The organism is Acinetobacter sp. YH01025 (assembly GCF_013420185.1).
GTDB classification, from domain to species: domain Bacteria; phylum Pseudomonadota; class Gammaproteobacteria; order Pseudomonadales; family Moraxellaceae; genus Acinetobacter; species Acinetobacter indicus.
Genome location: NZ_VOYR01000003.1, coordinates 15,417 through 36,649, shown reverse-complemented (window position 1 = coordinate 36,649; position 21,233 = coordinate 15,417). Strand labels below are relative to the sequence as shown.

Genomic DNA, 21,233 nt, shown 5'->3' with positions numbered 1-21,233 from the left:
TAGTGATCAGGTCAGTCTAAACGATGAGATTTCAATTGATTAGACGACGAAAGGTTAATATAGCGCGATAAATAGAGAAAAAGGACCGCCAACAGCTGGCCGTCCTTTTTACATCCATTACAAGTTACTACACATCACGTGCATTAGAAGGCAAAGTGTTCAGCATCAAGCGCCATCAATGGATCCAGGCCAGTCGCAATCACGTCAACATGTGAGCGTACACGTGGCAGGATCTTCTTGAAGTAGAAGCGTGCAGTGGTCACTTTGGCATTATAGAAGTCGACATCGGTAGTACCTGCAGCCAAGGCTTCTTGTGCAACCAGTGCCATACGTGCCCAGAGGTAAGCCAGTGTCACATAGCCAGAGAAGTAGAGGTAATCGACTGCTGCAGCACCGACTTCTTCAGGGTTTTGCATCGCACGCATACCAATTTGCATGGTCAGGTCGCCCCATTCTTTGTTCAGCGCGGCCAGCGGTTCAACAAACTCTTTCATGCCGGCATTGTCTTTGTTGGCTTCTGCGAATTTGTGAATGATCTTGGTGAAGTCTTTCAGCATCGCGCCTTGCGTACCCAGAACCTTACGGCCAAGCAGGTCAAGTGCCTGAATTTCAGTAGTACCTTCGTACAGGCAAGAAATACGCGTATCACGTACAATCTGCTCCATACCGTGCTCGGAAATAAAGCCGTGACCACCAAACACCTGTACACCGTGTTTTGCAGCTTCTGAACCGGTTTCGGTCAGGAAGGCTTTGGCAATTGGTGTCAATAAAGACAGGATGTTGTCGGCAAATTTACGGTCTTCTTCCTCAGCAGCCTGCTCAACCACATCTGCATATTGAGCCAATAGGTAAACCAGCGCACGGCCACCTTCAGCAAATGCTTTCTGGGTCAACAGCATGTTACGTACTGCTGGATGCACAATAATCGGATCGGCTTCTTTTTCTGGTGCTTTCGGACCAGACAGTGAACGCATGGCCAGACGGTCTTTTGCATACGCCAAAGCGCCCTGGAATGAAGATTCAGATGCAGACAGACCTTGTACTGCAGTACCGATACGCGCCGTGTTCATGAAAGTGAACATACAGTTCAGACCACGGTTTTCAGGTCCAATCAAGTAACCTTTGGCGTTGTCAAAGTTAATCACGCAAGTCGCGTTACCGTGAATCCCCATTTTGTGTTCGATCGAGCCACAACGCACAGCATTACGCTCACCGATTGAACCATCAGCATTCAGGTTGAATTTCGGTACGATGAACAGTGAAATACCTTTGGTGCCTTTCGGTGCACCTGGTAAACGTGCCAGAACGATATGGATGATGTTCTCGGCCATGTCGTGCTCACCAGCAGAGATAAAGATTTTCTCGCCAGAGATCGCATAGCTGCCATCCGCATTTGGTTCCGCTTTGGTACGGATAATGCCGAGGTCAGAACCGGCATGAGATTCGGTCAGACACATGGTTCCGGTCCAGACACCTGATACCAGATTTGGCAGATAGGTATCTTTTTGTTCTTGCGAACCGTGGTGCTCAAGGGTACGTACTGCACCATGAGACAGACCCGGATACATACCCCAAGCCCAGTTTGCGGTACCGACCATTTCAGAAATGGTAATGCCCAGAGAGTTTGGTAAACCCTGACCGCCGTACTGTTCTTCGGCAGATAAAGACGGGAAACCCAGTTCGATATATTTTTGATACGCTTCTTTAAAGCCAGTCGGCGTGGTGACTACACCATCGTTCCAGGTACAGCCTTCGCGGTCGCCCACCTGGTTTAAAGGAGATAATTCATTTTCACAGAAGTCAGCAGCAGCTTCTAAATATTGGTCAACCAACTCACGGCTTACGTTTCCAGAGAATGCAGGGAGTTTTGCATAATGTTCTTCAGCATTTAATAATTCATGCAAAACAAATTGCATATCACGTAGTGGCGCTTTGTATTGTGGCATATCGGGTTCCTCAATACTGGTTTAACCAGCGGTTATAATCCTAAATCAGTGAGTTCACGCGCCTTCACAGGCGCATCTTGAATGTTTTAATCGTGCAACATCTTCTAATTGGGTACAAGCATTTCAATGGCTTTTCTTGGTGACTGTAAAGTCAAAGATTTTTAACTTGAAATAGCTAAGTGTATTGAGTGTAAACAGATTTATCGGTATAGGAAGTGGACAAATAGTCAAAAACGTAAACAGATATGTCCAATAAAAAAGGCGCACCATGCGCCTTTTTTATTTGCTGACTTCGCTTAAGCCACTTTGGCCGGAATGGTCACAGCGGTATTCGGTTTAAAACGCAGGCTGCATTGACCATTGACCGATTTATCCCCCAGTTTAATCTGGACAGTCTGACCGGCTATTTTACCGTTACAGGCATTGGCCATAGCCTGTTGACGGGCCTGACGCTGTGCTAGGCGCTGATCATACTGTTTCACCAGTTCGGCACGTTTGGCATCGGTTAAGGCACCGGTCTGAGCAGCATGCTGTTTAAACTGGCGTACATCGCCACGCATTGGACGATGTTCACGGCTGTGTTTAAGCTGCTGGCGTTCCGGCGTAAATATTAGGGTACAGGTCCCATTCACGGTTTTTTCACCGGCTTTGACCTGAACCACCTGTCCGGCAGTTTTGCCTTCACAGGCCGTTTTGATCTGCTGCATCATCTGGCGGCGTTCAGTACGCAGCTGCTGCCATTGTTCACGCTGTTCCGGGCTTAGGCGTGCATGTTTGCCGTGCATGGAATGAGCCATACGGCCTTCACGTTCCGGCGTTGCTGTACTATTGGTTGACTGACAGGCTGTCAGTGTCCCGACACTGAGTAAACCCACTGAAACAAGCGCAATTTTTGTCATCGTTTTCATGATTATTGTCTCCACACAGAACCGCGATACAGTTATTTTTACCTGCGACAAGAATAAATAATAAAGATGAAGAAACAATGGAGAGTTTTTTCAAACACTGTTCGCTACAATAGTGAAATAAAAGAAAAATTGAGATGAGTGTTTTGAAAATACGCCGGATTCCAATCGCCCTGCGCCTGTTTTTGACTGTGCTATTGACCGCGCTGGTCATTTCCACGGTCAGCCTGTGGGTGCTGCACTGGAATATGCAACGCAATTTCACCAAATACGTGGCCGATGTCGAAATGCAGAAGCTGGATCATGTGATTCATAATCTGGCCGGTGTGTATGGTGTCTATCATGATTGGGGCAATGCCATTCAGGCGCAAATCCTGCAAATTGAAGGACAGGCCGGCCCGGAAGATTATGACCGCCTGTCGCGCTGGTGGTTGCGCCGTCAGTACGATATTGCCTTGCAGCAGCGTTATTTTGAAGAACATACCTTAATGAATGTGGCGCCAACGCTGGCTGAACCAGATCCGCAGAAACGCCAGGCCTCGCAGGAGGAACTAAAATGGCTGGAAATGAATCTGCCTTCCGAGTACCGTCCCTTTGAAGGCCTGAAATTTCCTTTAAGCGCGCAGCAGAATACCACCCGGGTTAATCAGGGCAGTGCCCAGAATCCGCGTCCGAATCAGCCACAATCGGATGGCAAAAAACAGTTTATTTCCATGCCGGACCGTTTGGGTCTTAGCTCGCGTCTGGCTTTATATGATGCCAAACGCCAGTTTGTGGTCGGTGAGCCAGCAGAAGGACAAATGTCGTATCGCCCGATTTTAATGAACAATCAGGTGGTCGGCTATCTGGGTTTAAAACCGGTGCTGGATCAGGATGATGCGCTCAGCATTAATTTCTTTAGCGAACAAAAGCGTTATCTGCTGCTGATTTATGGTCTGTCCTTTATTGCCAGTTTACTGGTGGCCTGGTTATTGGCGACCTATTTTAAAAAGCCGATTCAGCGTCTGCTCAATGGGACCCGTGAACTGACCAAAGGCAATTATCAGTATCAGGTGAAAGTAAACCGTAATGATGAACTCGGTGATTTATCTACAGAGCTGAATCAGCTGGCAGTCATTTTAGATCAACATGAAACCTCACGCCGGCAGTGGGTGGCTGATACCTCACACGAATTAAAAACCCCGCTGGCAGTGTTACAGGCCCAAATTGAGGCTATGCAGGATGGTATCCGTAAAGCCACACCGGAACACTTAGATGCAATGATGCGTCAGGTCAGCAGCCTGAAAAAACTGACTCAGGACCTGGCTGATCTGGCGCAGGCCGAAGCCATGCAGCTGAAATTCTATCTGGCCTCAATCAACCCTTGGCAGGTGATTGAACAGGAAGTCGAGAATTTCCGGCCGAAGTTTGAACAGGCCGAGTTAAGCGTGCGTCTAGAAGGTGAAGCTGTGCCTTTACAATTAGATATAGACCGCTTTAAACAAATTATGGTGAACTTGATTGCGAACAGTATTCGTTATACTGAGGCCGGTGGGCAGGTTCATATTCATAGTGAGCAGACGGCAACAGAATGGAGTGTCTATGTCGATGACAGTCCATTTGGCCTGACCGATGAACAGCTAGCCCGTTTAGGCGAGCGTTTTTACCGGGTGGATGATTCGCGTACGCGGAGCACTGGCGGTACCGGTTTAGGTCTGGCGCTGTCTGCTAAAATTGCGCAGGCCATGGGTGGCCAGCTGAGTTTTGCGCATTCGCCATTGGGTGGCTTGCGCTGCAAACTGACTTTCCCGATTCCGACCAAACAATAAAAGGAAAAGATATTCATGAAACATGTCATGCTGGTTGAAGATGAAGTTGAACTCGCTCAATTGGTCCGCGACTATCTTGAAGCTGCTGGGTTTGAGGTCAGTATGTTTCATGATGGACAAGAAGCCTATAACAGCTTTTTGCAGCGTAAACCGAGCCTGATGATTCTGGATCTGATGGTGCCACGTATGGATGGGCTGACCATTTGCCGTAAAGTACGTGAGCAGTCTGATTTACCCATTATTATGGTTACGGCGCGTACCGAAGAAATTGACCGGGTATTAGGCCTGAATATGGGTGCAGATGACTATATTTGTAAGCCATTTAGTCCGAAAGAACTGGTGGCACGTGTGCAGGCAGTGCTGCGTCGCTTAGACCGCAAGGCTGAACCGGAAACCAATGATTTATTCCGGATGGATAAAGCCCAGCAACGGATCTGGTATCAGCAAAAAGCACTGAACCTGACCCCGACCGAATTTCGTTTACTGGAACTGTTTTTAGAGCATGTTGGGCAGGTTTATTCCCGTGCCCAGTTGCTGGACCATATTAACCCGGACAGTTTTGATGTTGCAGATCGGGTGATTGACAGTCATATCAAAAACCTGCGCCGCAAGATTTCCGAAGCGGCAGAAACCGGTAATCGTCATGAGTGGATTCAGGCAGTCTATGGGGTTGGCTACCGTTTTGAATATCCGGAAGATTAATTTCATGCGGAGTGAAAAAGCGAATAGATATGTGCCTATTCGCTTTTTTTATGAGAGTAGGTTGTGCAGTATTTAGGGGCAGGATGGTGATAAATCAACAGACTGATCAAGCATAAGACCAAGATAAAAGGGGGGGGATTTCTAATATTATAATTTTTAAATGAATTTAATTTTTAACAAGAATATTTTGTAAATTTTAATAAGCCTGAAAATTGAAGTAAATAAAATTCCGGTATAATCCGCAGCCCGCTTTTGGGAATTTTTCTATGCACGTCAATACTGAGCTTGTCGCACGCTTAATTCAGCGCAATATCACCCCCGCGATACACTATTTTGAACAAACCCAGGATAGTTCCCGCCTGGAACATCAGATCAACTTCTGTGTACAGCAGATTATTGTCTGTTTAAATTCCGATACAGTGGCCACCATCAAAGCACTATTGCAGTATTTAATTGCAAAAAGCCAGCACAGCAGTGAACATTCAGGGTGGCGCAAAGCCTTTGAGTTGTTCAATGATAAATATAAAGTTTAATCGCTGATTTTACATACGAGAGACAGGATTAAACTGTGGGCACGATTTATCTCTGTGTTTTTGCCTGAGCTAAACACGCGAGCCTACAGTTTTGAGTAACGCTATACGTTGTCGATCCAGTTTCTTGAGTTTGGACACCACCAACGCATAAGAATTCAGCACTAAATCTTCGATTAAAGCTTCATCCAGCTCTTCATCTTCATACACTGAAATCCAGTGCTGTTTATTCATATGCCAGCCGCTACGAATATACGGATAAATATCACGCAGCATGGCACCATGATCTGGCGCTACTTTTAAATTAATGGCCGCTTGTCCGTGCAGATGAAACTGTAACATAAAGACTTTATCCTGCACTTTAAACACATCACAACCCTCACCAAAAGGCTGGGTCACTGTGACTTCAGGCAGGGTAGTAGCGACTTTTGCCGCAAGTGGATGCAAAGCCATACGCAATTTAGGTTGAAGGGCACTTTGTGGATAATGCTGAAATTATCCACAATTTACCAGGCTAATGTGGATACTTTAAGACGAGCAGCTGACCATCACTTCAGGCACATCGCTTGGCAGCGGCGCTAAATCTTCCGGTTTTTCCAGCGCGGTCTGCCGTGTATAGGGTTGGCTGAGCAGGCTAAATAAACGCTCGACTTCAGAAAAATCATCCCGCTCGGCCAGTTCAATCGCTTTTTGCGCCATATGGTTGCGCAGGATGTAATGCGGATTGACGGCGGTCATGGCGGCATCCAGTTCATCGGTATCCTGATGTTCACGAATACGCTCATATTGCGTCAGGAAGGCTTCAAACTGACGACGGTCTAAGCAATCATCTTTAATCGCTTCATAGTCTTTATGTTGCAGGCGAATAAAGCTTTGGGTGTAGTCCAGCTGTTCGCTTTGCAAGATTCTTAAAAAAGCCATCGCGCAGTCAAAGCTGTCTTTATGGAAGCTGGGTAAGCCCATTTTCTGGTTTAAGCCATGCTTGTAGTGTTCCAGGAAGGTCGGTTCAAAATGAGTTAAACATTGAGCCAGATCTGTTTTCCATTGCTCCTGGTCATCGTCTGCCGGACAAAGCGGAATCAGGTTGTTCAGCCAGGTCCATAAGTTCCAGTGCCCAATACTCGGCTGCTGCTGATAGGTATAACGTCCCTGATAATCGGAATGGTTGTTGATCCAGTTCGGACGGAAGCGCTCCATAAAACCGTAAGGGCCAAAATCCAGGGTAGAACCGGTGATATTTAAATTATCGGTATTCATCACCCCATGGGCAAAGCCGACCAGCTGCCATTGGGCAATCATCACTGCGGTACGCTGCACCACCTGTGTGGCAAAAGCTAAAACAGGCTGCTCGGCCTTCAGACATTCCGGATAATGCCATTCGATACATTTCTGGGTAAATTCAGGCAGTAAATCTGGCTGATATTGATTGATCCATTCAAAATGCCCCAGCCGAATATGACAGTCCGAGGTACGTAACATCATTGCACCCGGTTCCAGTTTTTCACGCTGTACCCCTTGGGTGGATGAAGTAAATCCCACGGCATTACTGGAAGGTACGCCCAAGGCATTTAAGGCATGACCGGCCAGATATTCACGAATCACCGAGCGTAACACCGCGCGACCATCGCCCATCCGTGAATAGGGAGTGGCACCGGCACCTTTTAAATGCAGATCAATGGTCTGCTGATGCTGGTCAACAATCTGGGCAATCAGTAAACCACGTCCATCACCGAGCTGACCGGCCCATTGCCCGAATTGATGCCCGGCATAAACCATAGCCAATGCCGGAAATTCAGCAAATGTTTTCTGGCCGCTACAGATTTCGACCCACTGTGCTTTGTCTTCATTTGACCATTGCAGTTCATCGGCCAGTGCTGCATTGAAATGCCCGGCTTTGGCGCCTTTTAAAGGCAGCGGTTGTTGCTGGTGATACAGACGGGAAGGCAGGGTAGGATAGCGCGAGTTAAATTGCATTGCAGAACAGCCATTCAGAACAGGCCTTCACTATAACAAACTTGGCTGGAGAAAAGTGTCGTGTTTCCGAATAGAAAAAGCCTCCATCAGGAGGCTTTTTGCAGGGCTTTGGTATTATTGTGAAACCGGATTCTTTTTCAGGTTACGCATCAGAATGTTCAGGGTTTCCCGGTGATGGGTTAGACGCTGTTCCACCAGCTGGAATTCAACTTTCAGCTTGTCATCCATTTGATGGATTTTTTCTGCCACTGCCGATTTCTTGGCCTGAATTTCCTGCTCTTTTAATTTGGCCCAGTCATTCAAGGTGTGGGTAAAGGCTTCATATTCTTGTGCCAGACGCTGTTTGACGCTGCTGATGTCGTCATTGACATTGTGGCCATATACCGCCAGGTCCTGCTCGGCATATTTGAACTTCATCGCCAGTTCCGCTTTTTTAATATTAAAGCTTGGAATACGGCGCAGGTTCTTTGCCAGACCCAGTTTCGAACAGCTCCAGATTAACCATTTGGTCGGGTCATATTGCCACCATTTCACGCCATTACGGTAATCGTACTGGAAGATATGGTGATAGTTATGATAACCCTCGCCCCAAGTGGCAATAGCCAGCCAGAAGTTGTCACGCGCCGTATTTTCGTCGGTATATGGACGTTTGCCCCACATATGACACAGCGAGTTAATAAAGAAGGTGACGTGGTGGCTCAGAATCAGACGCATTAAGCCGCCTAAAAGTAAAACACCCCAGATGTCGCCCACAGCCCAGCCAATTGGTAGCAAGATGCCAACATGTACCAGAATCACTAACGGTACATAGTATTTATGCTGGAACATCACCAGTTTGTCATTCAGCAAATCTGGCGCATTTTTATAATTCGGTTCTGCTGCCGGATAGTCGCGCAGCATCCAGCCTAAATGGGCGTACCAGAAACCGTTATTGATGGAATACGGATCTTTATCGACATCATCGACATGACGGTGATGGGTACGGTGACCTGAGGCCCAGAACAGGATGCTGTTCTGCACGGCAAAGGTGCCCATAATCATTAAAATGATTTTCAAAGGTAAAGTGGCTTCATAGGCACGGTGCGCCCATAAACGGTGATAACCTGCTGTAATACCCAAGCTGCTAACGCCAAGTAAAACAAACATGCTGATCCAAGCCGCGAGGCTAAAATCATGGTGGTAAGCATATAACGGGATGGCAATGATTGCGACAATTGGCAAGAACACCAGAGCAAAAACGGCAACCCAGTTAATTGGGGCTTTGGGTAGGGGAGCATTCATCTCCAACAGTACTCCTGAAAGCTGGGGAGGTGTAAAGAAGTGCTTAATCCATTACTTTTTGTATGGAATAAGATTTGAGCATATTAGCATGCGCGTTTCGGCGTCACTAGCATTATTGTACAGATGTATTGTACCAAACAGTAACAGAATAAGATTGAAGCTTCATTGATTTTATCGAAGGCTGCGGCATGATAAAGATAAATCCTTGATCAATGCGAAATCAATCACATGAGATACCGTAAAATTAGTTTAATTTTGCCGTATTTGATCGCGGTGGTTTTCATTACGGCCTGTCAAAGCACACCGCCGTCTTCTACAGCCTCCAAAGTCCAGTCACAGCCACGTGCGGTAAAAGCACCGGCAGCGGTTAAACGCAGTAGCGATGGTCTGCAGGATATTCGCTGGGAAATTCAAACCATTCAGGGGAAAAAGGCACGTTATTTTCATGCCAGCCCGTATTTAATGCTCAATTCCCGTTTTCAGAATCTGCAGGGCAATACCGGCTGTAATTCTCTTTTCGGCCGCTATCAGCTGCAGTTCAGTCAGGGCCGTTTAAGCCTGAACAGCCGTGCCACGCATAATAGTTGTGATCATGCGCTGGCGCAGGAAGCCGACTTGATGGATGCCTTGCAACGGGTCAAACGCTTCCAGTTACAGGGTAAAACCTTATATTTGCTGGATGAGCGCGGGCTAATGCTGATTCAGGCCAATCAACGCTAAATAGAAGTTCAATCAATATAAAATCAGCCTGTAACATGCAGGCTGATTGAGCGTCTATTTTTATTAAATATGCTGCATCATTAGTTTTGGAAAATCGGTAATTAATCCGTTAATGCCTAAATCTTTCAGCTGTTTGGCACGTTCTACTTCATTCACCGTCCAGACACTGACCCCCAGTTGTGCTTGCTGGGTGGCCTGAATCATGCGCGGGGTCGCCAGTTCATTCATCCAGCCAATCTGACAGCAGCCAAAGCGCAATGCCTGTTCAATTGCCTGTTCCTGGATATCTTCTTCAATTAGTAAACCGCGCTTAAAGGTCGACTGCTGCGCCTGTAAGGCCTGATGGATTTTCAGGTCAAAACTGGTAATCACAGCAGAATGTTCAAAGCCTTTGAGCTGCTGATGCAAGGCCAGAGTCAGCTGTTCAGCCTGCGCCTGGGTTTCCACCGCTTTAATTTCAACTTCGATATGTTCAAAGTTCTGGATTAGGGCCAGGGTCTGGTTTAAATACGGGGTGATTTCAAAGTTCGACCAGTTTTTCCAACCATAGGCCTGATTATAATGATGTAAATCTTGCGTGCTGCATTCATACAGCGGACGGTCCTGACCGGTGGTCCGGATCAAATGATCATCATGCATAATGACCAGTTGCTGATCTTTGAGCTGACGTACGTCAAACTCGACGGCGCGTACGCCTAAATCCTGAATATACTGAAAACCGCCCAGGGTATTTTCCGGGGCTTCGCCGCGGGCACCACGATGTCCAATTATACGCATAACAGGCTCAGCGTTTGGAGAGGAAGTTTCATTGTGAGCCTTTAAGATGACCGGGATGTGACAGCGCTATTGTGCGCTGATCTTAAATTTATACAAGTCAGATCAGCGCATATTTTCATCAATTTTTTCTATGAAAATGACGGCTTTATTCAATCGTTTCGTTAATATTTTTTTGCCACAGCACTTCAGCGCCACCTTCACTGCGTTGCAGGGTGCGTGAAGCCACAAATAACCAGTCAGATAAACGGTTTAGGAGCTGTAAAGAGGTGGCCTGAATATTCTGGTCACGGCTATGCACCGACATCACGCTACGTTCGGCACGGCGGCAGACAGCACGGGCCTGATGGGCATAGCTACACGCCAAGGTGCCGGCAGGCAGAATAAAGTCCTTAAGCATGGGCAGGGTTTCATTCATCCGATCGATGTCGTTTTCCAGAAACTCGATTGATACCGGTTGTACCAGAGTAAAGCCCGGAATGCAGACTTCACCGCCTAAATCAAATAGCCAGTGCTGAATCAGGCTTAAAGATTTATCCCAGCTGGCTTTGTCCTGAATGGTGCTGGCGGCAATCTGTGCGCGCAGTACGCCAATGGTGGCATTCAGTTCATCGACATCGCCGAGTGCGGTAATACGTAAATCATCTTTGGCAACACGTGAACCATCACCCAGACCGGTGGTGCCTGAGTCGCCAGTACGGGTATAGATTTTACTTAAACGGTGGCCCATAGCTGTTCCTTGAATTTTTAATCATGTGAATATAAAAAGGATCATGCCACAGTCACGACATGATCCTCAAAATTTATATGTCCTTTGGGGCGTTTAGTATTTAACCGTTACGCCGACAGAGGCGAGGCGGCCGCCGTTGATGTAGTAGACCCCATCAATACTGCCATCATATGCTGCTTTATATTCAACATCACCCACGTTTTGAATATTGCTGAACAGTTTGAGATACGGATTGATATTCCAGTAAGCATGTAAATCAACAGTTGCATAACCCGGTGTAGTTTGTGTGGTGGACCAATCCTTAGCCTTGGATTTGGCCACTAGTGAGGCACTTAAACCATAGTGCTCATTTTGAATGCCTGTAGATAAGGTTAGTGTTTGGCGTGGACGACGCAATAATGCAGTATCTTTAATTGCATTGGTTGCTTTGACATATTGATAAGCTGCTTTAAAGAAGTAATCGTCTTGAGCCCATTTAGCAAAAGTCTCTAGTCCTTGCATGCGTGCTTCAGAAATATTATCTAAGCCCCATGGTGCGCTGTCGGCATAATCAATTAAATTGTCGATATCGGTATGGTAGAGAGAAGCACCATATTTCCATTGATTATTAATTTGATGATCGAAACCAACTTCATAAGAAGTGCTTTCTTCAGGTTCTAACTCTGGATTGGCAGACGAGCCATAGTAAAGATCATTGACTGTAGGAGCCTTAAAAGCTGTTCCTAGATTTGAATAAATACTGAAATTTGGGGTGAAATGGTAACGTACACCAAGTTGTCCTACTGTATGCGTACCAAACTTTTCATTATCTTCAACGCGAGCCCCAAGTTGGGTGTTAAGTTTATCTGCTTGATATTGATGCTGTAGGTAATAGCCTGTGGTGTTAAGATCCTGTTGAAATGAACCGGATGATTTTTCAGTTTCAGTTTCTAATGCTTTATGAGTTATACCTACGATTACATTTTGCTGAGGTGTGAACTGCTGCTTTAACATTAACTCATATTCGTCAGCAATATAGGTGGTGTTTTCAAAGGATTTGAGCTGTTCTAACTCGTCTTTAAAATGTGAAATACGTGCATTTGCGCGTAGATTTTCATTAAGTTGTAGATAGGTTTTTAAATTGGTGACTGCATTTTTAAAGTCGTGTGACTTGGTCTCATAATCTAAAGTGACCCAACTAAAATTTTGATAAATTGAGTTACCTTGGTTTTCGCTATGGTCAAGGCTTATGCCATAGTTTTCTTTTTCAATACCGGCTTTGGCAGAAAAACCTTTTTGCTCATAGTTGGATTTGGTGGCGCCCTCTAAGTCTGTAATCGCTGTACCATCACTTTCTAAACGCTGACCACGAATCTGCAAGTAGATATCATTTTCTGATAAGTCAGCTCCAACTAAAGCCTTGTAAGTATTGTTTTCTCCAATTTCACCCGTAATAAAAGCACCAGACTGTTCTGGTGTCTTTGAAATAATTTGTACGACGCCACCAATAGCATTGGTTCCATACAGAACAGAAGCAGGGCCTTTTAGGACTTCAATCTGATGAATATCGGTAGTATCTAAAAAACTTAATGATGCTAAACCACTGGCATCATTATTTAAACGTACGCCATCACGTAACACTAAAGTGTGGTCAGAATCTGTGCCACGCATAAAAATAGAAGTTTGTTGACCGAAACCACCAAGTTGCACCACATTTAGTGCAGCCTCTGAGCGTAATAAATCTGAAAGCTGTGCAATTGGAGATTGTTCAATCACATCAGGCTCAATAATTGAAATCCGCGCAGGCACATTGCCAATCTTCTCTTCAGAACGAGTAGCTGTAACCACCAAGGTATCCAGGGCCGCATTGACGGCAGGTTGCTCTTGAGACTCCGCAGCAAAGACAGAAGTTGAAAACCCCATCGCAAGAGCGATTGCACCTACCAAGGCAGTAGGTTGAAATTGAATAGACATGATATGTGCTCCATACATTCACCCCACGTGAATGATTGAGTTAAAGGGCACAACAAGCAGGTATCCGGACTTCAATGTGGCGCCAAGCATCTTGATGATGACCTGGACCTATATATCCACCTTCCCATATCTGAATACAGTGGTGTAAATCGCATGATTTAAACTGATATATGTTTCATTGTTACCGTTGCGGGGGCAGTGTTGGATTTTCACCAATTTCCCTAAAGCCAAGGCTTAAACTTGCTGTGAAACGGGCGCAGTATAAGTGCCGTATGCATTTTAAACAACTTGTGCAAGAATTATCAGGCTGAACTTTACTCAAGTGAAAAAATTTGCATTACAATGAGCCGGCCCCATATTTATAGATAGGCTATAAAGCGGGCATTACGAGAGCCAAACAAGTTATGCGAACCCGTGCCAAAATTTGCGGCATCACCCGGGTTGAAGATGTACATGCCGTCGTCAACAGTGGTGCAGATGCAATTGGTTTTGTATTTTATCCTCCAAGTCCGCGCAGTGTGAGCGCAGAACAGGCCAGCGTTCTGCTACAGGCCATTGCGCCTTATGTACAGGTGGTGGGTTTATTTGTAAATAGCTCAGCCGGTGAGATTCAGGCCATTCTCAATACAGTCGCGCTGGACATCCTGCAATTTCATGGTGATGAAAGCCCGGAACAGTGCCAGTCAATTGCACAGCAGGTTGGACGTCGCTGGTACAAGGCGATTCAGGTTAAACCGGGGCTAGATGTGGTGGCTGAAATTCAAAAATATCAGCAGGCCGGTGCTAGCGCCGTACTTTTAGATGCCTGGCATCCTGAATTAAAGGGCGGAACCGGGCACAGCTTTGACTGGAGCAGCTTTCCCCAACTGGATATTCCACTGATTTTGGCCGGGGGATTAAACCCTGACAATATTGAAGACGCCATTCACACCACAGCCGCGTTTGCTGTAGATGTGAGCGGAGGCGTAGAATCCGCAAAAGGTATTAAAGACCAACAACTCATAGAACGCTTTATGCAAGGAGTCCATCGTGGATCAGCAAACTGTTAATACAGAAAAACAGGCAATTGACTATACCCAGTTCCCTGATGCAAAAGGGCACTTCGGTATCCATGGCGGACGTTTTGTGTCAGAAACCCTGATGGCGGCTTTAGAAGACTTGGAAAAGCTCTATTTCCGCATGAAGAATGATGAACAGTTTCTGGCAGAATTCGACCGTGATCTCGCTTATTACGTCGGTCGTCCAAGTCCACTGTATTATGCTGAGCGATGGTCGAAAGAGTTGGGTGGTGCACAGATTTACTTAAAACGCGAAGACCTGAACCATACCGGCTCGCATAAAGTGAACAACACCATTGGTCAGGCGTTATTGGCCAAACTTTCAGGTAAAAAACGTATTATTGCCGAAACTGGTGCCGGTCAGCATGGTGTGGCGACAGCAACCATCGCGGCGCGTTTAGGTCTTGAATGTGTAGTGTTCATGGGTGCGGAAGATGTGAAGCGCCAGGCCATGAACGTGTATCGTATGCGTTTGCTGGGTGCCAAAGTCGTCGCGGTAGAAAGTGGCTCTAAAACTTTAAAAGATGCCATGAATGAAGCGATGCGTGACTGGGTCACCAATGTCGATTCAACCTATTATGTGATCGGAACTGTGGCGGGTCCACATCCCTATCCGCAACTGGTGCGTGATTTCCAGTCCATTATTGGCCGTGAAGCACGCCGTCAGATTCAGGAACAAGCCGGCCGTCTGCCGGATGCACTTGTGGCCTGTGTGGGAGGTGGTTCTAATGCTATGGGCCTGTTCTATCCATTCCTGAATGATCAGGAGGTGAAAATGTACGGGGTTGAAGCGGCGGGCTTAGGCATTGAAACGGGTAAACACTCTGCGCCATTGAATGCCGGTCATGTCGGTGTCCTTCACGGCAACCGTACTTACCTGATGTCAGATGAACAAGGCCAGATTATTGAAACCCATTCGATTTCTGCTGGTCTGGATTATCCGGGTGTGGGTCCTGAGCACAGCTTCCTGAAAGATATGCATCGTGTGGATTATGTGCCAATTAATGACCAGGAAGCTTTGCAAGGTTTCCGTGACCTGACCAAGATTGAAGGGATCATTCCGGCATTAGAAAGTTCACATGCGATGGCGTACGTGACCAAGCTGGCGCCGACCATGTCGAAAGATCAAATTATTATTGCAACGGTTTCAGGCCGTGGTGATAAAGACTTGATGACGGTAGCGCGTATTGATGGCGTGGAAATGGTGGATATGTAAAAAATCTCCCTAACCCTCTTAAAGAAAAAAGGGAATAGCCCTCCTTAGTAAAAGGAGGGTTGGGAGGATTTAAATCGCATTCAAGCAATTGGGTGCGATTTTTTTTATTGTTGTAATGAAAGTTCCCCACTTTTTAAAAGGAGGGGCGAGGGGAGGATTATTATTCAGATCCTATTTTTGACACAAATTCAGACAATCGTAATTCATTTAGACTTTCCCTTAGTTTGGAAAAGCCCAAAGTAAGCAAAGGCTTTTGTTGAGCAGATCTGACGTCCCTGTCATGCTGCTCAACAGGCGACATCCCGATCGCCAACGGGTATCATATTGCTGATTTATCTTCTACCTGGTTAAAACCCTCTTCTGGAGTCTTCCATGCCAAGTCTGTTTATTGTCATGTTGGGCGGTCGTCATGCCCGCGCCAATACCGAAGTGCACGATGTGGTGCTTGCCGTGGGTAACACGCTGGAAGAGACTTTCCCTCAGCTAAGACAGGCCTGGTTTGGTGATCAATCCGGCTTACATATTGATGCCTGGGCGCAAATCAATGGGGTGGAATTTGAAGGTAAACAATATCAGCTGCAATTTAGTAATGCGGCCCCGAATCAGGCGCATGAAAGACTCTGGCTGATTAATTTGGGCGGCTACGATGCGCGTGAATTTGGCGAATTGCATCGCTATGTTCTGGTGGTTGCACAAAATGCCATGGTGGCCAAACAGCGTGGCAAGGCATATTTTGCTGCACACTGGCAAAAGCAGCATACCGACCGGGTGCTGGATGTCGATGACTGCATCGCCATTGATCAGGTGCATGGCCGTTATGTGCAACTGGTGGCCGGGGAATTTGCCGGAAACCGCTGGGAAAATACCTATTTGCCTATTGCCGAGTCCTGACTGTAGCAGACTTAAGCAAGTGGTTTGGCTTGGATATTGTGAAAGAAAGCAATCTATGTTTTTGTTATTGTTTAGATAAAATAATCTTATTTTTATTTTTCTGGCCAGATTTTATAGGCATAATAAAGCGGTAGCTACAGTGTCTCAAACCACATGGAATGTCGTACATGGATTTAATACAACAGAATGGACAGCCACGTTACGGACGTTTTAAGCAATTACCGACCAGTATCCAATACCATCATTATCAATATAAAAGCCCTTATGGTGATGTGCTGTCTGGGTGGCGTAAACGATTAAAATATAAAAAGTTTAAATTTTGTTGTATTCAGCATGAGCACTACACCATTGGCTTGGCTATTGTTGATATTGCCTGGGCCGGACATGGTTTTGTTTATATCTACAATCATTTGACCGGTGAAGTGCTGGAGTGGGATGCGATCAGTTTTCTGGCCCGGCATACGGTGCTGGACGAGCAGCCGCTGTTTAACCATAGTCATTTTCATAAAGCCGGTTATCAGCTGGATATTCAGCATGCCAATGGAGTGCGTTATATCCGGGTGACTAAATACGGCGAACTGCGTCTGAGTGCGCGAATTTTCTGTGCCGGCACTGATCCATTAAGCATGTGCAGTCCGAATGGGATTAATGGCTGGACCTATACCCAAAAGCTGACCACGCTCGGCTGTGAAGGTTTTTTTATCAACAAGCAGGGACAAACCATCCAGTTTCATGACAAAACTTTTGTTTCTCTGGATGATACCTGTGGTTTTTTACGCCCGGAAACGGCCTGGTTCTGGCTGTCCTGTAATTTCTGGGATGCCCAGAACAAACGGGTTGGCATTAATCTGGCTTCTGGTGTCAATGAAAGCTTTGGCAATGAAAACTGTCTGTGGGTCAATGGCCGCCTGTATCCGCTGGCAGATGTGTTATTTGAGCAGCAGTCAGATAACCAGTGGAATATTGTCTCGCTGGACCAAAGCCTGAATTTAACCGTGACCACCGGCTGGCGCCGTTATGAAAATCTGAACCTGCGCCTGGTGGGCAGCCAGTTTAGCCAGTGGCAGGCCAAAGTCAGCGGTACCATTGTGCAGGATGATCAGGAAATTGTGTTCCTGAATGAATATGCCTTGCTGGAACAGCATTATGCCAAATGGTAGATCTTCGTCGCTGCTCCTTCTCACCAAAAAGCTACAACTCATCCACTCAATAAAAAAGCTGAACCTGACATTCAGCTTTTTTAATCCATCATAACTTTTCTTTAATCTTTAGCCGCCTGCCAGAAGGCTTCACCGGCCTGAATCGGATCATTGGTCTGTTCCAAGGTGTTAATCCAGACTTCATACTGGGCAATAATCGGATGCTGGCTGGGATGAAAATCTTTTTTAAACCAGTCCTTATATAGCCGGCCCATCCGGGTCAAGGTGCCTTTTTTGCCAAAGAACCACGGCAAACCTTTGGCATTCAGTTGCAGACGCTGCCACAGACTAAAGCCATCCTGTTTTAACATGATATTGGCCCGATAAATGGTAAAACCAAACATCAGGAACGTGGTCCAGACCAGGGCAAAATGCCGCATCGCTTCAGAAACTTGGGCCACATCACGCATTACATCAAAGGCCACATCCCGATGTTCCATTTCTTCAATCGCATGCCAGGCAAACAAGGCGCGTACATACGGATGTGCTTCAGCTAACGTCGAGCGATGGGCATAAAAAGTTTCGGCCATGAGGGCGGTCAGGTGCTCGGCTGCTGCCGTGGTGGCAATATTGTATTCCGGTGAGCGTTTTTCCAGTTCAAATTTAAAAATCCGGTTGAGCTGGCGGATAAACTGATCCACCGGCATACCCTGATTTTTCATTAGCTGGTTCATTTTGTCATGCGCGATGCCATGCTGGGCTTCCTGGCGGATAAAGTCGGCCACGCGTTGCTGCAGTTCTGGCTGCTGAATCTGCTCGCGGTATAAGCGTACCGACTGAATAAAATAGCGTTCCCCATCGGGAAAGGTCAGGCTTAAGGCATCAAACATGCGGGTCAGAAAAGGATCTCCACCAAACCAGAAGCGTGGAATCTGTTCCAGCTTAAAGTCGAGATTGCTGCGCACCACTGGTTGCGCCTGATATTGGACTATGGCATTCATCTTGTTTTACTTCATCTAGTCGTTCATATCTGCAGTATGTCGGGCTTTAGCGGCTTTGTTTTGACAAGTCTTGCCAGTTTTTATACATTTTACGCCATAGTGAAAATAAGAAATGTCAGGATGACAACTTACCCGAGTGATATTCAGATTCCAAACGGCTATGTGCATTTGTGGCAGTCCTACCTGCAGGCACAAGGTGTGCAGCCGCAACAGCTCGAGCTGTCAGACAGCTTGCAGCAATATGTGCAGCATGTGCTCAGTTTGCCGATTGATGGCCAATCTTCCTGTCAGGCTTTTATTGCGTTACTGGAACAGACCCGGCAGCAGCTGAACACAGCCTATCTGGTGTTTGAGCTGGCGCGTTTTATCCGTCCGGAGCATTTTGGTGTGCTCGGCTATATGGCCTCGCGCAGTAATAGCGTGGCCGAAGCCTTGCAGTATATTGCCCAGTTTAGCCGGCTGGTGATTGATGCCAACGAAGCGGTCCCCATGCAGATCCAGCAGCAGGATGATTTGCTGATTGTGTCTTGGCCGAATCCGCAGGATCAGAGCACGCTGATTCACGAAATCACCTTTGCCTGTATGCTGCAACTGGCCCGGCAGATGTTTGCGGCCGAGCACTTTCCCTTGCGCCGGGTTCATTTTGCCCATGCTCCGCAAACGGCGCTGTATCAATATCAAAAGTTTTATGGCTGCGAAGTGCTGTTTGATCAGCCAGATTATCAGCTGGTGCTGAGTATCGACAGCCTGCAGCTGCAACCACAGCAGCCTGATCCAACTTTAATCGGGATTTTAAAAAAGCAGGCTGAAGAAGCGATGGCGGCCAAACCCTTGCTGGAAGGGCTGGACCAGAAGCTGCGCCATCTGATTGCCGATTATTTAAGGCTGCAGCAACAGGCACCGAAGCTGGATGAGCTGGCTGTCGAGCTGTGTATGTCCAGTCGCACTTTGCAGCGTCAACTGAGTGAACTGGGGACCTCATTTAAACAGCTGCTGGACATGGAACGGATCAAACGTTGTGAATTACTGTTACCGCAAAAGCTGAGTCTGACCGAGATTGCCAGCCAGCTCGGTTATTCCGATCAGTCGGCTTTGGCGCGTGCCTATAAAGCGCATTGCGGCCAGACCTTAACCGAGCGGCGGCGGGTACTGCGTCAGCAACAGACCACCAATAAAAAGCGGCTGAATAGCCGCTTGGAAAATTAAAAAGTACAGTCTTAAGCCGTGCGCAGTTTAGGGAAACGCAAGGCAATAGCGGCAATCGCAAAAATCGCCAGCACCCAGCAATAATAGACACTGCCAATCAGCTCTACCGGTGACATTTTGGCAATCGAGCAGGCCAGCAATAACTGGGCGCCATAAGGAATCAGGCCCTGTACCACGCAGGAGAAAATATCCAGCAGGGCGGCAGCGCGTTTCGGATCGACGCCATATTCCTGCGCCACTTCCCGCGCCATATCTCCAGACAGGATAATCGCCACGGTATTGTTGGCCACAAACAGGTTGGAAAACACCACCAGAAAGCTAATCCCCAACTCACCAGCACGTTGCGCGCCAACCTTAAACAGGCGAGTCAGCTTGTAGATGCGTTGAATCAGCCATTCCAGGCCACCTTCTTTTTGCATAATGGCCGATAAGCCACCCAGGAACATCGACAGCAACGCCACTTCAAACATGCCGACAAAACCGTCATAAATAGCACCATTTAGCTTGAGCAGATCAAACTCAGGCAGCATCAACAGTCCCATCAGTGCCGAGAGTAAAATCCCGATGGTTAACACTGCCAGTACATGCAGGCGGGAAAAGGCCAGCACAAACACCGCCACATAAGGCAAGATGAGCCAGGCGTTATACTCCTGATAGGCAATGGCCTGGGTATTCTGGTTAATCAGCATATAAATCAGCACAGTGATCAGTGCGGCCGGTACGGCAATCCAGACATTGACCTTGAACTTGTCACGCAGCTGTACTTTCTGGCTGCTGGTGGCGGCAATGGTGGTGTCAGAAATCATCGACAGGTTATCGCCAAACATGGCACCGCCAACCACCGCACCAATGGTATACACCGTGGCAATTTGCGTGGCTTCGGAAAAACCAAAGGCAATGGGTGCACAGGCTGCAATGGTGCCCATTGAGGTGCCCATGGCGGTGGCAACAAAGGCTGAAATCAGAAACAGCATCGGCAGTACAAATTCAGGCGGAATAATCGACAGGCCCAGCTGTACCGTGGCATTGACACTGCCAATGGCGCCACTGGTGCTGGCAAAGGCACCGGCCAGCATAAACACCATAAACATCAGGATCAGGTTGGGATGGCTGGCGCCCTGCAAAAATTCTTCAATGGCCCGGTTCAGCTGACCACGATAGAGCAATAATGCCAGGATAATGGCTGGAATGGCTGCCACCGGCGCCTTGACCTGATAGAAGGCAAACTCGGTCCCAATCAGGGAATGGTAAATGCCACTGCCTAAAAAAATGGCTAAAAATACAATAAGTGGCAACAGCGCAAGCCCGCGAGCGTGCACTTTTGCCTGGGAGTCGGAAATCATAGAAATAAGAAAAAGTCTGAAAACGGCGCTAGTATAAAGCAGCTTTTGCTATTTCT

Annotated in this window: 19 protein-coding genes and 1 riboswitch; of the genes, 9 read left to right on the top strand and 10 right to left on the bottom strand. The window is 47.0% G+C overall.

Annotation, left to right across the window (positions count from 1 at the left end):
* Positions 1 to 143: 143 nt before the first annotated feature.
* Both FTT89_RS04290 and FTT89_RS04285 read right to left on the bottom strand, forming a co-directional pair.
* Complete coding sequence (locus FTT89_RS04290; RefSeq protein WP_075168330.1) at positions 144 to 1,946, bottom strand: acyl-CoA dehydrogenase C-terminal domain-containing protein; 1,803 nt, start codon at positions 1,944 to 1,946, stop codon at positions 144 to 146.
* A 296-nt stretch (positions 1,947 to 2,242) separates the two neighbouring features.
* Positions 2,243 to 2,854 (bottom strand): hypothetical protein, encoded by a 612-nt coding sequence (locus FTT89_RS04285; RefSeq protein ID WP_180172719.1) that lies wholly within the window; start codon positions 2,852 to 2,854, stop codon positions 2,243 to 2,245.
* 134 nt (positions 2,855 to 2,988) lie between these two features.
* Between FTT89_RS04285 and baeS the strand changes: the two genes are divergently transcribed.
* From baeS to FTT89_RS04270, 3 genes are all read left to right on the top strand, one after another.
* Entirely contained in the window at positions 2,989 to 4,659 is a 1,671-nt protein-coding gene (gene baeS, locus FTT89_RS04280; protein ID WP_005180006.1) for a sensor histidine kinase efflux regulator BaeS, read from the top strand.
* 15 nt (positions 4,660 to 4,674) lie between these two features.
* Positions 4,675 to 5,361: a response regulator gene (locus FTT89_RS04275; RefSeq protein ID WP_005180005.1), complete on the top strand. Its 687-nt coding sequence runs from the start codon at positions 4,675 to 4,677 to the stop codon at positions 5,359 to 5,361.
* Positions 5,362 to 5,627: 266 nt separating this feature from the next.
* Entirely contained in the window at positions 5,628 to 5,894 is a 267-nt protein-coding gene (locus FTT89_RS04270; protein WP_104505830.1) for a hypothetical protein, read from the top strand.
* Positions 5,895 to 5,963: 69 nt separating this feature from the next.
* Here the strand turns inward: FTT89_RS04270 and FTT89_RS04265 are convergent, their stop codons facing one another.
* From FTT89_RS04265 to FTT89_RS04255, 3 genes are all read right to left on the bottom strand, one after another.
* Positions 5,964 to 6,344, bottom strand: a complete 381-nt coding sequence (locus FTT89_RS04265) for an MmcQ/YjbR family DNA-binding protein (RefSeq protein ID WP_016658646.1) — start codon at positions 6,342 to 6,344, stop codon at positions 5,964 to 5,966.
* Positions 6,345 to 6,419: 75 nt separating this feature from the next.
* Entirely contained in the window at positions 6,420 to 7,865 is a 1,446-nt protein-coding gene (locus tag FTT89_RS04260) for a YdiU family protein (RefSeq protein WP_180172718.1), read from the bottom strand.
* 114 nt (positions 7,866 to 7,979) lie between these two features.
* Positions 7,980 to 9,146 (bottom strand): acyl-CoA desaturase, encoded by a 1,167-nt coding sequence (locus tag FTT89_RS04255; protein ID WP_005179996.1) that lies wholly within the window; start codon positions 9,144 to 9,146, stop codon positions 7,980 to 7,982.
* A 228-nt stretch (positions 9,147 to 9,374) separates the two neighbouring features.
* Between FTT89_RS04255 and FTT89_RS04250 the strand changes: the two genes are divergently transcribed.
* Positions 9,375 to 9,866: an META domain-containing protein gene (locus tag FTT89_RS04250; protein ID WP_005179993.1), complete on the top strand. Its 492-nt coding sequence runs from the start codon at positions 9,375 to 9,377 to the stop codon at positions 9,864 to 9,866.
* A gap of 63 nt (positions 9,867 to 9,929) precedes the next feature.
* Here FTT89_RS04250 and FTT89_RS04245 read toward each other — a convergent pair whose 3' ends face one another.
* The 3 genes from FTT89_RS04245 to FTT89_RS04235 all read right to left on the bottom strand — a co-directional run bounded on the left by FTT89_RS04245 (position 9,930) and on the right by FTT89_RS04235 (position 13,323).
* On the bottom strand, positions 9,930 to 10,643 hold the full coding sequence (locus tag FTT89_RS04245) for a glycerophosphodiester phosphodiesterase (protein WP_016658649.1): 714 nt from the start codon (positions 10,641 to 10,643) through the stop codon (positions 9,930 to 9,932).
* A gap of 145 nt (positions 10,644 to 10,788) precedes the next feature.
* Positions 10,789 to 11,370 (bottom strand): cob(I)yrinic acid a,c-diamide adenosyltransferase, encoded by a 582-nt coding sequence (locus FTT89_RS04240; RefSeq protein ID WP_016658650.1) that lies wholly within the window; start codon positions 11,368 to 11,370, stop codon positions 10,789 to 10,791.
* Positions 11,371 to 11,463: 93 nt separating this feature from the next.
* Positions 11,464 to 13,323 carry a TonB-dependent siderophore receptor gene (locus FTT89_RS04235; RefSeq protein WP_180172717.1) on the bottom strand — a complete coding sequence of 620 codons (1,860 nt, stop codon included), beginning with the start codon at positions 13,321 to 13,323 and terminating at the stop codon, positions 11,464 to 11,466.
* Between the two features lie 37 nt (positions 13,324 to 13,360).
* Positions 13,361 to 13,582: riboswitch (cobalamin riboswitch) on the bottom strand.
* A 145-nt stretch (positions 13,583 to 13,727) separates the two neighbouring features.
* Here FTT89_RS04235 and FTT89_RS04230 point away from each other — a divergent pair.
* The 4 genes from FTT89_RS04230 (at position 13,728) to FTT89_RS04215 (ending at position 17,648) form a co-directional block, all read left to right on the top strand.
* Positions 13,728 to 14,372, top strand: a complete 645-nt coding sequence (locus FTT89_RS04230) for a phosphoribosylanthranilate isomerase (protein WP_104470884.1) — start codon at positions 13,728 to 13,730, stop codon at positions 14,370 to 14,372.
* Positions 14,353 to 15,597: a tryptophan synthase subunit beta gene (gene trpB / locus FTT89_RS04225; protein WP_005179981.1), complete on the top strand. Its 1,245-nt coding sequence runs from the start codon at positions 14,353 to 14,355 to the stop codon at positions 15,595 to 15,597. The genes FTT89_RS04230 and trpB overlap by 20 nt, the downstream gene beginning before the upstream one ends.
* 372 nt (positions 15,598 to 15,969) lie before the next feature.
* The gene (locus tag FTT89_RS04220) at positions 15,970 to 16,488 is read left to right on the top strand and encodes a DUF1543 domain-containing protein (RefSeq protein WP_168399780.1); all 519 of its coding nucleotides are present in this window, start codon (positions 15,970 to 15,972) and stop codon (positions 16,486 to 16,488) included.
* A 167-nt stretch (positions 16,489 to 16,655) separates the two neighbouring features.
* Positions 16,656 to 17,648 (top strand): DUF2804 domain-containing protein, encoded by a 993-nt coding sequence (locus tag FTT89_RS04215; RefSeq protein WP_005179978.1) that lies wholly within the window; start codon positions 16,656 to 16,658, stop codon positions 17,646 to 17,648.
* A 101-nt stretch (positions 17,649 to 17,749) separates the two neighbouring features.
* Here the strand turns inward: FTT89_RS04215 and FTT89_RS04210 are convergent, their stop codons facing one another.
* Complete coding sequence (locus FTT89_RS04210; protein WP_016658655.1) at positions 17,750 to 18,628, bottom strand: metal-dependent hydrolase; 879 nt, start codon at positions 18,626 to 18,628, stop codon at positions 17,750 to 17,752.
* Between the two features lie 120 nt (positions 18,629 to 18,748).
* Between FTT89_RS04210 and FTT89_RS04205 the strand changes: the two genes are divergently transcribed.
* Positions 18,749 to 19,834 (top strand): AraC family transcriptional regulator, encoded by a 1,086-nt coding sequence (locus FTT89_RS04205; protein ID WP_016658656.1) that lies wholly within the window; start codon positions 18,749 to 18,751, stop codon positions 19,832 to 19,834.
* Between the two features lie 11 nt (positions 19,835 to 19,845).
* On the opposite strand, the gene FTT89_RS04200 is transcribed toward FTT89_RS04205, so the two are convergent.
* A complete protein-coding gene (locus FTT89_RS04200) occupies positions 19,846 to 21,177 on the bottom strand; it encodes a Na+/H+ antiporter NhaC family protein (RefSeq protein ID WP_160242839.1) in 1,332 nt (443 codons plus the stop codon).
* Between the last annotated feature and the right edge of the window lie 56 nt (positions 21,178 to 21,233).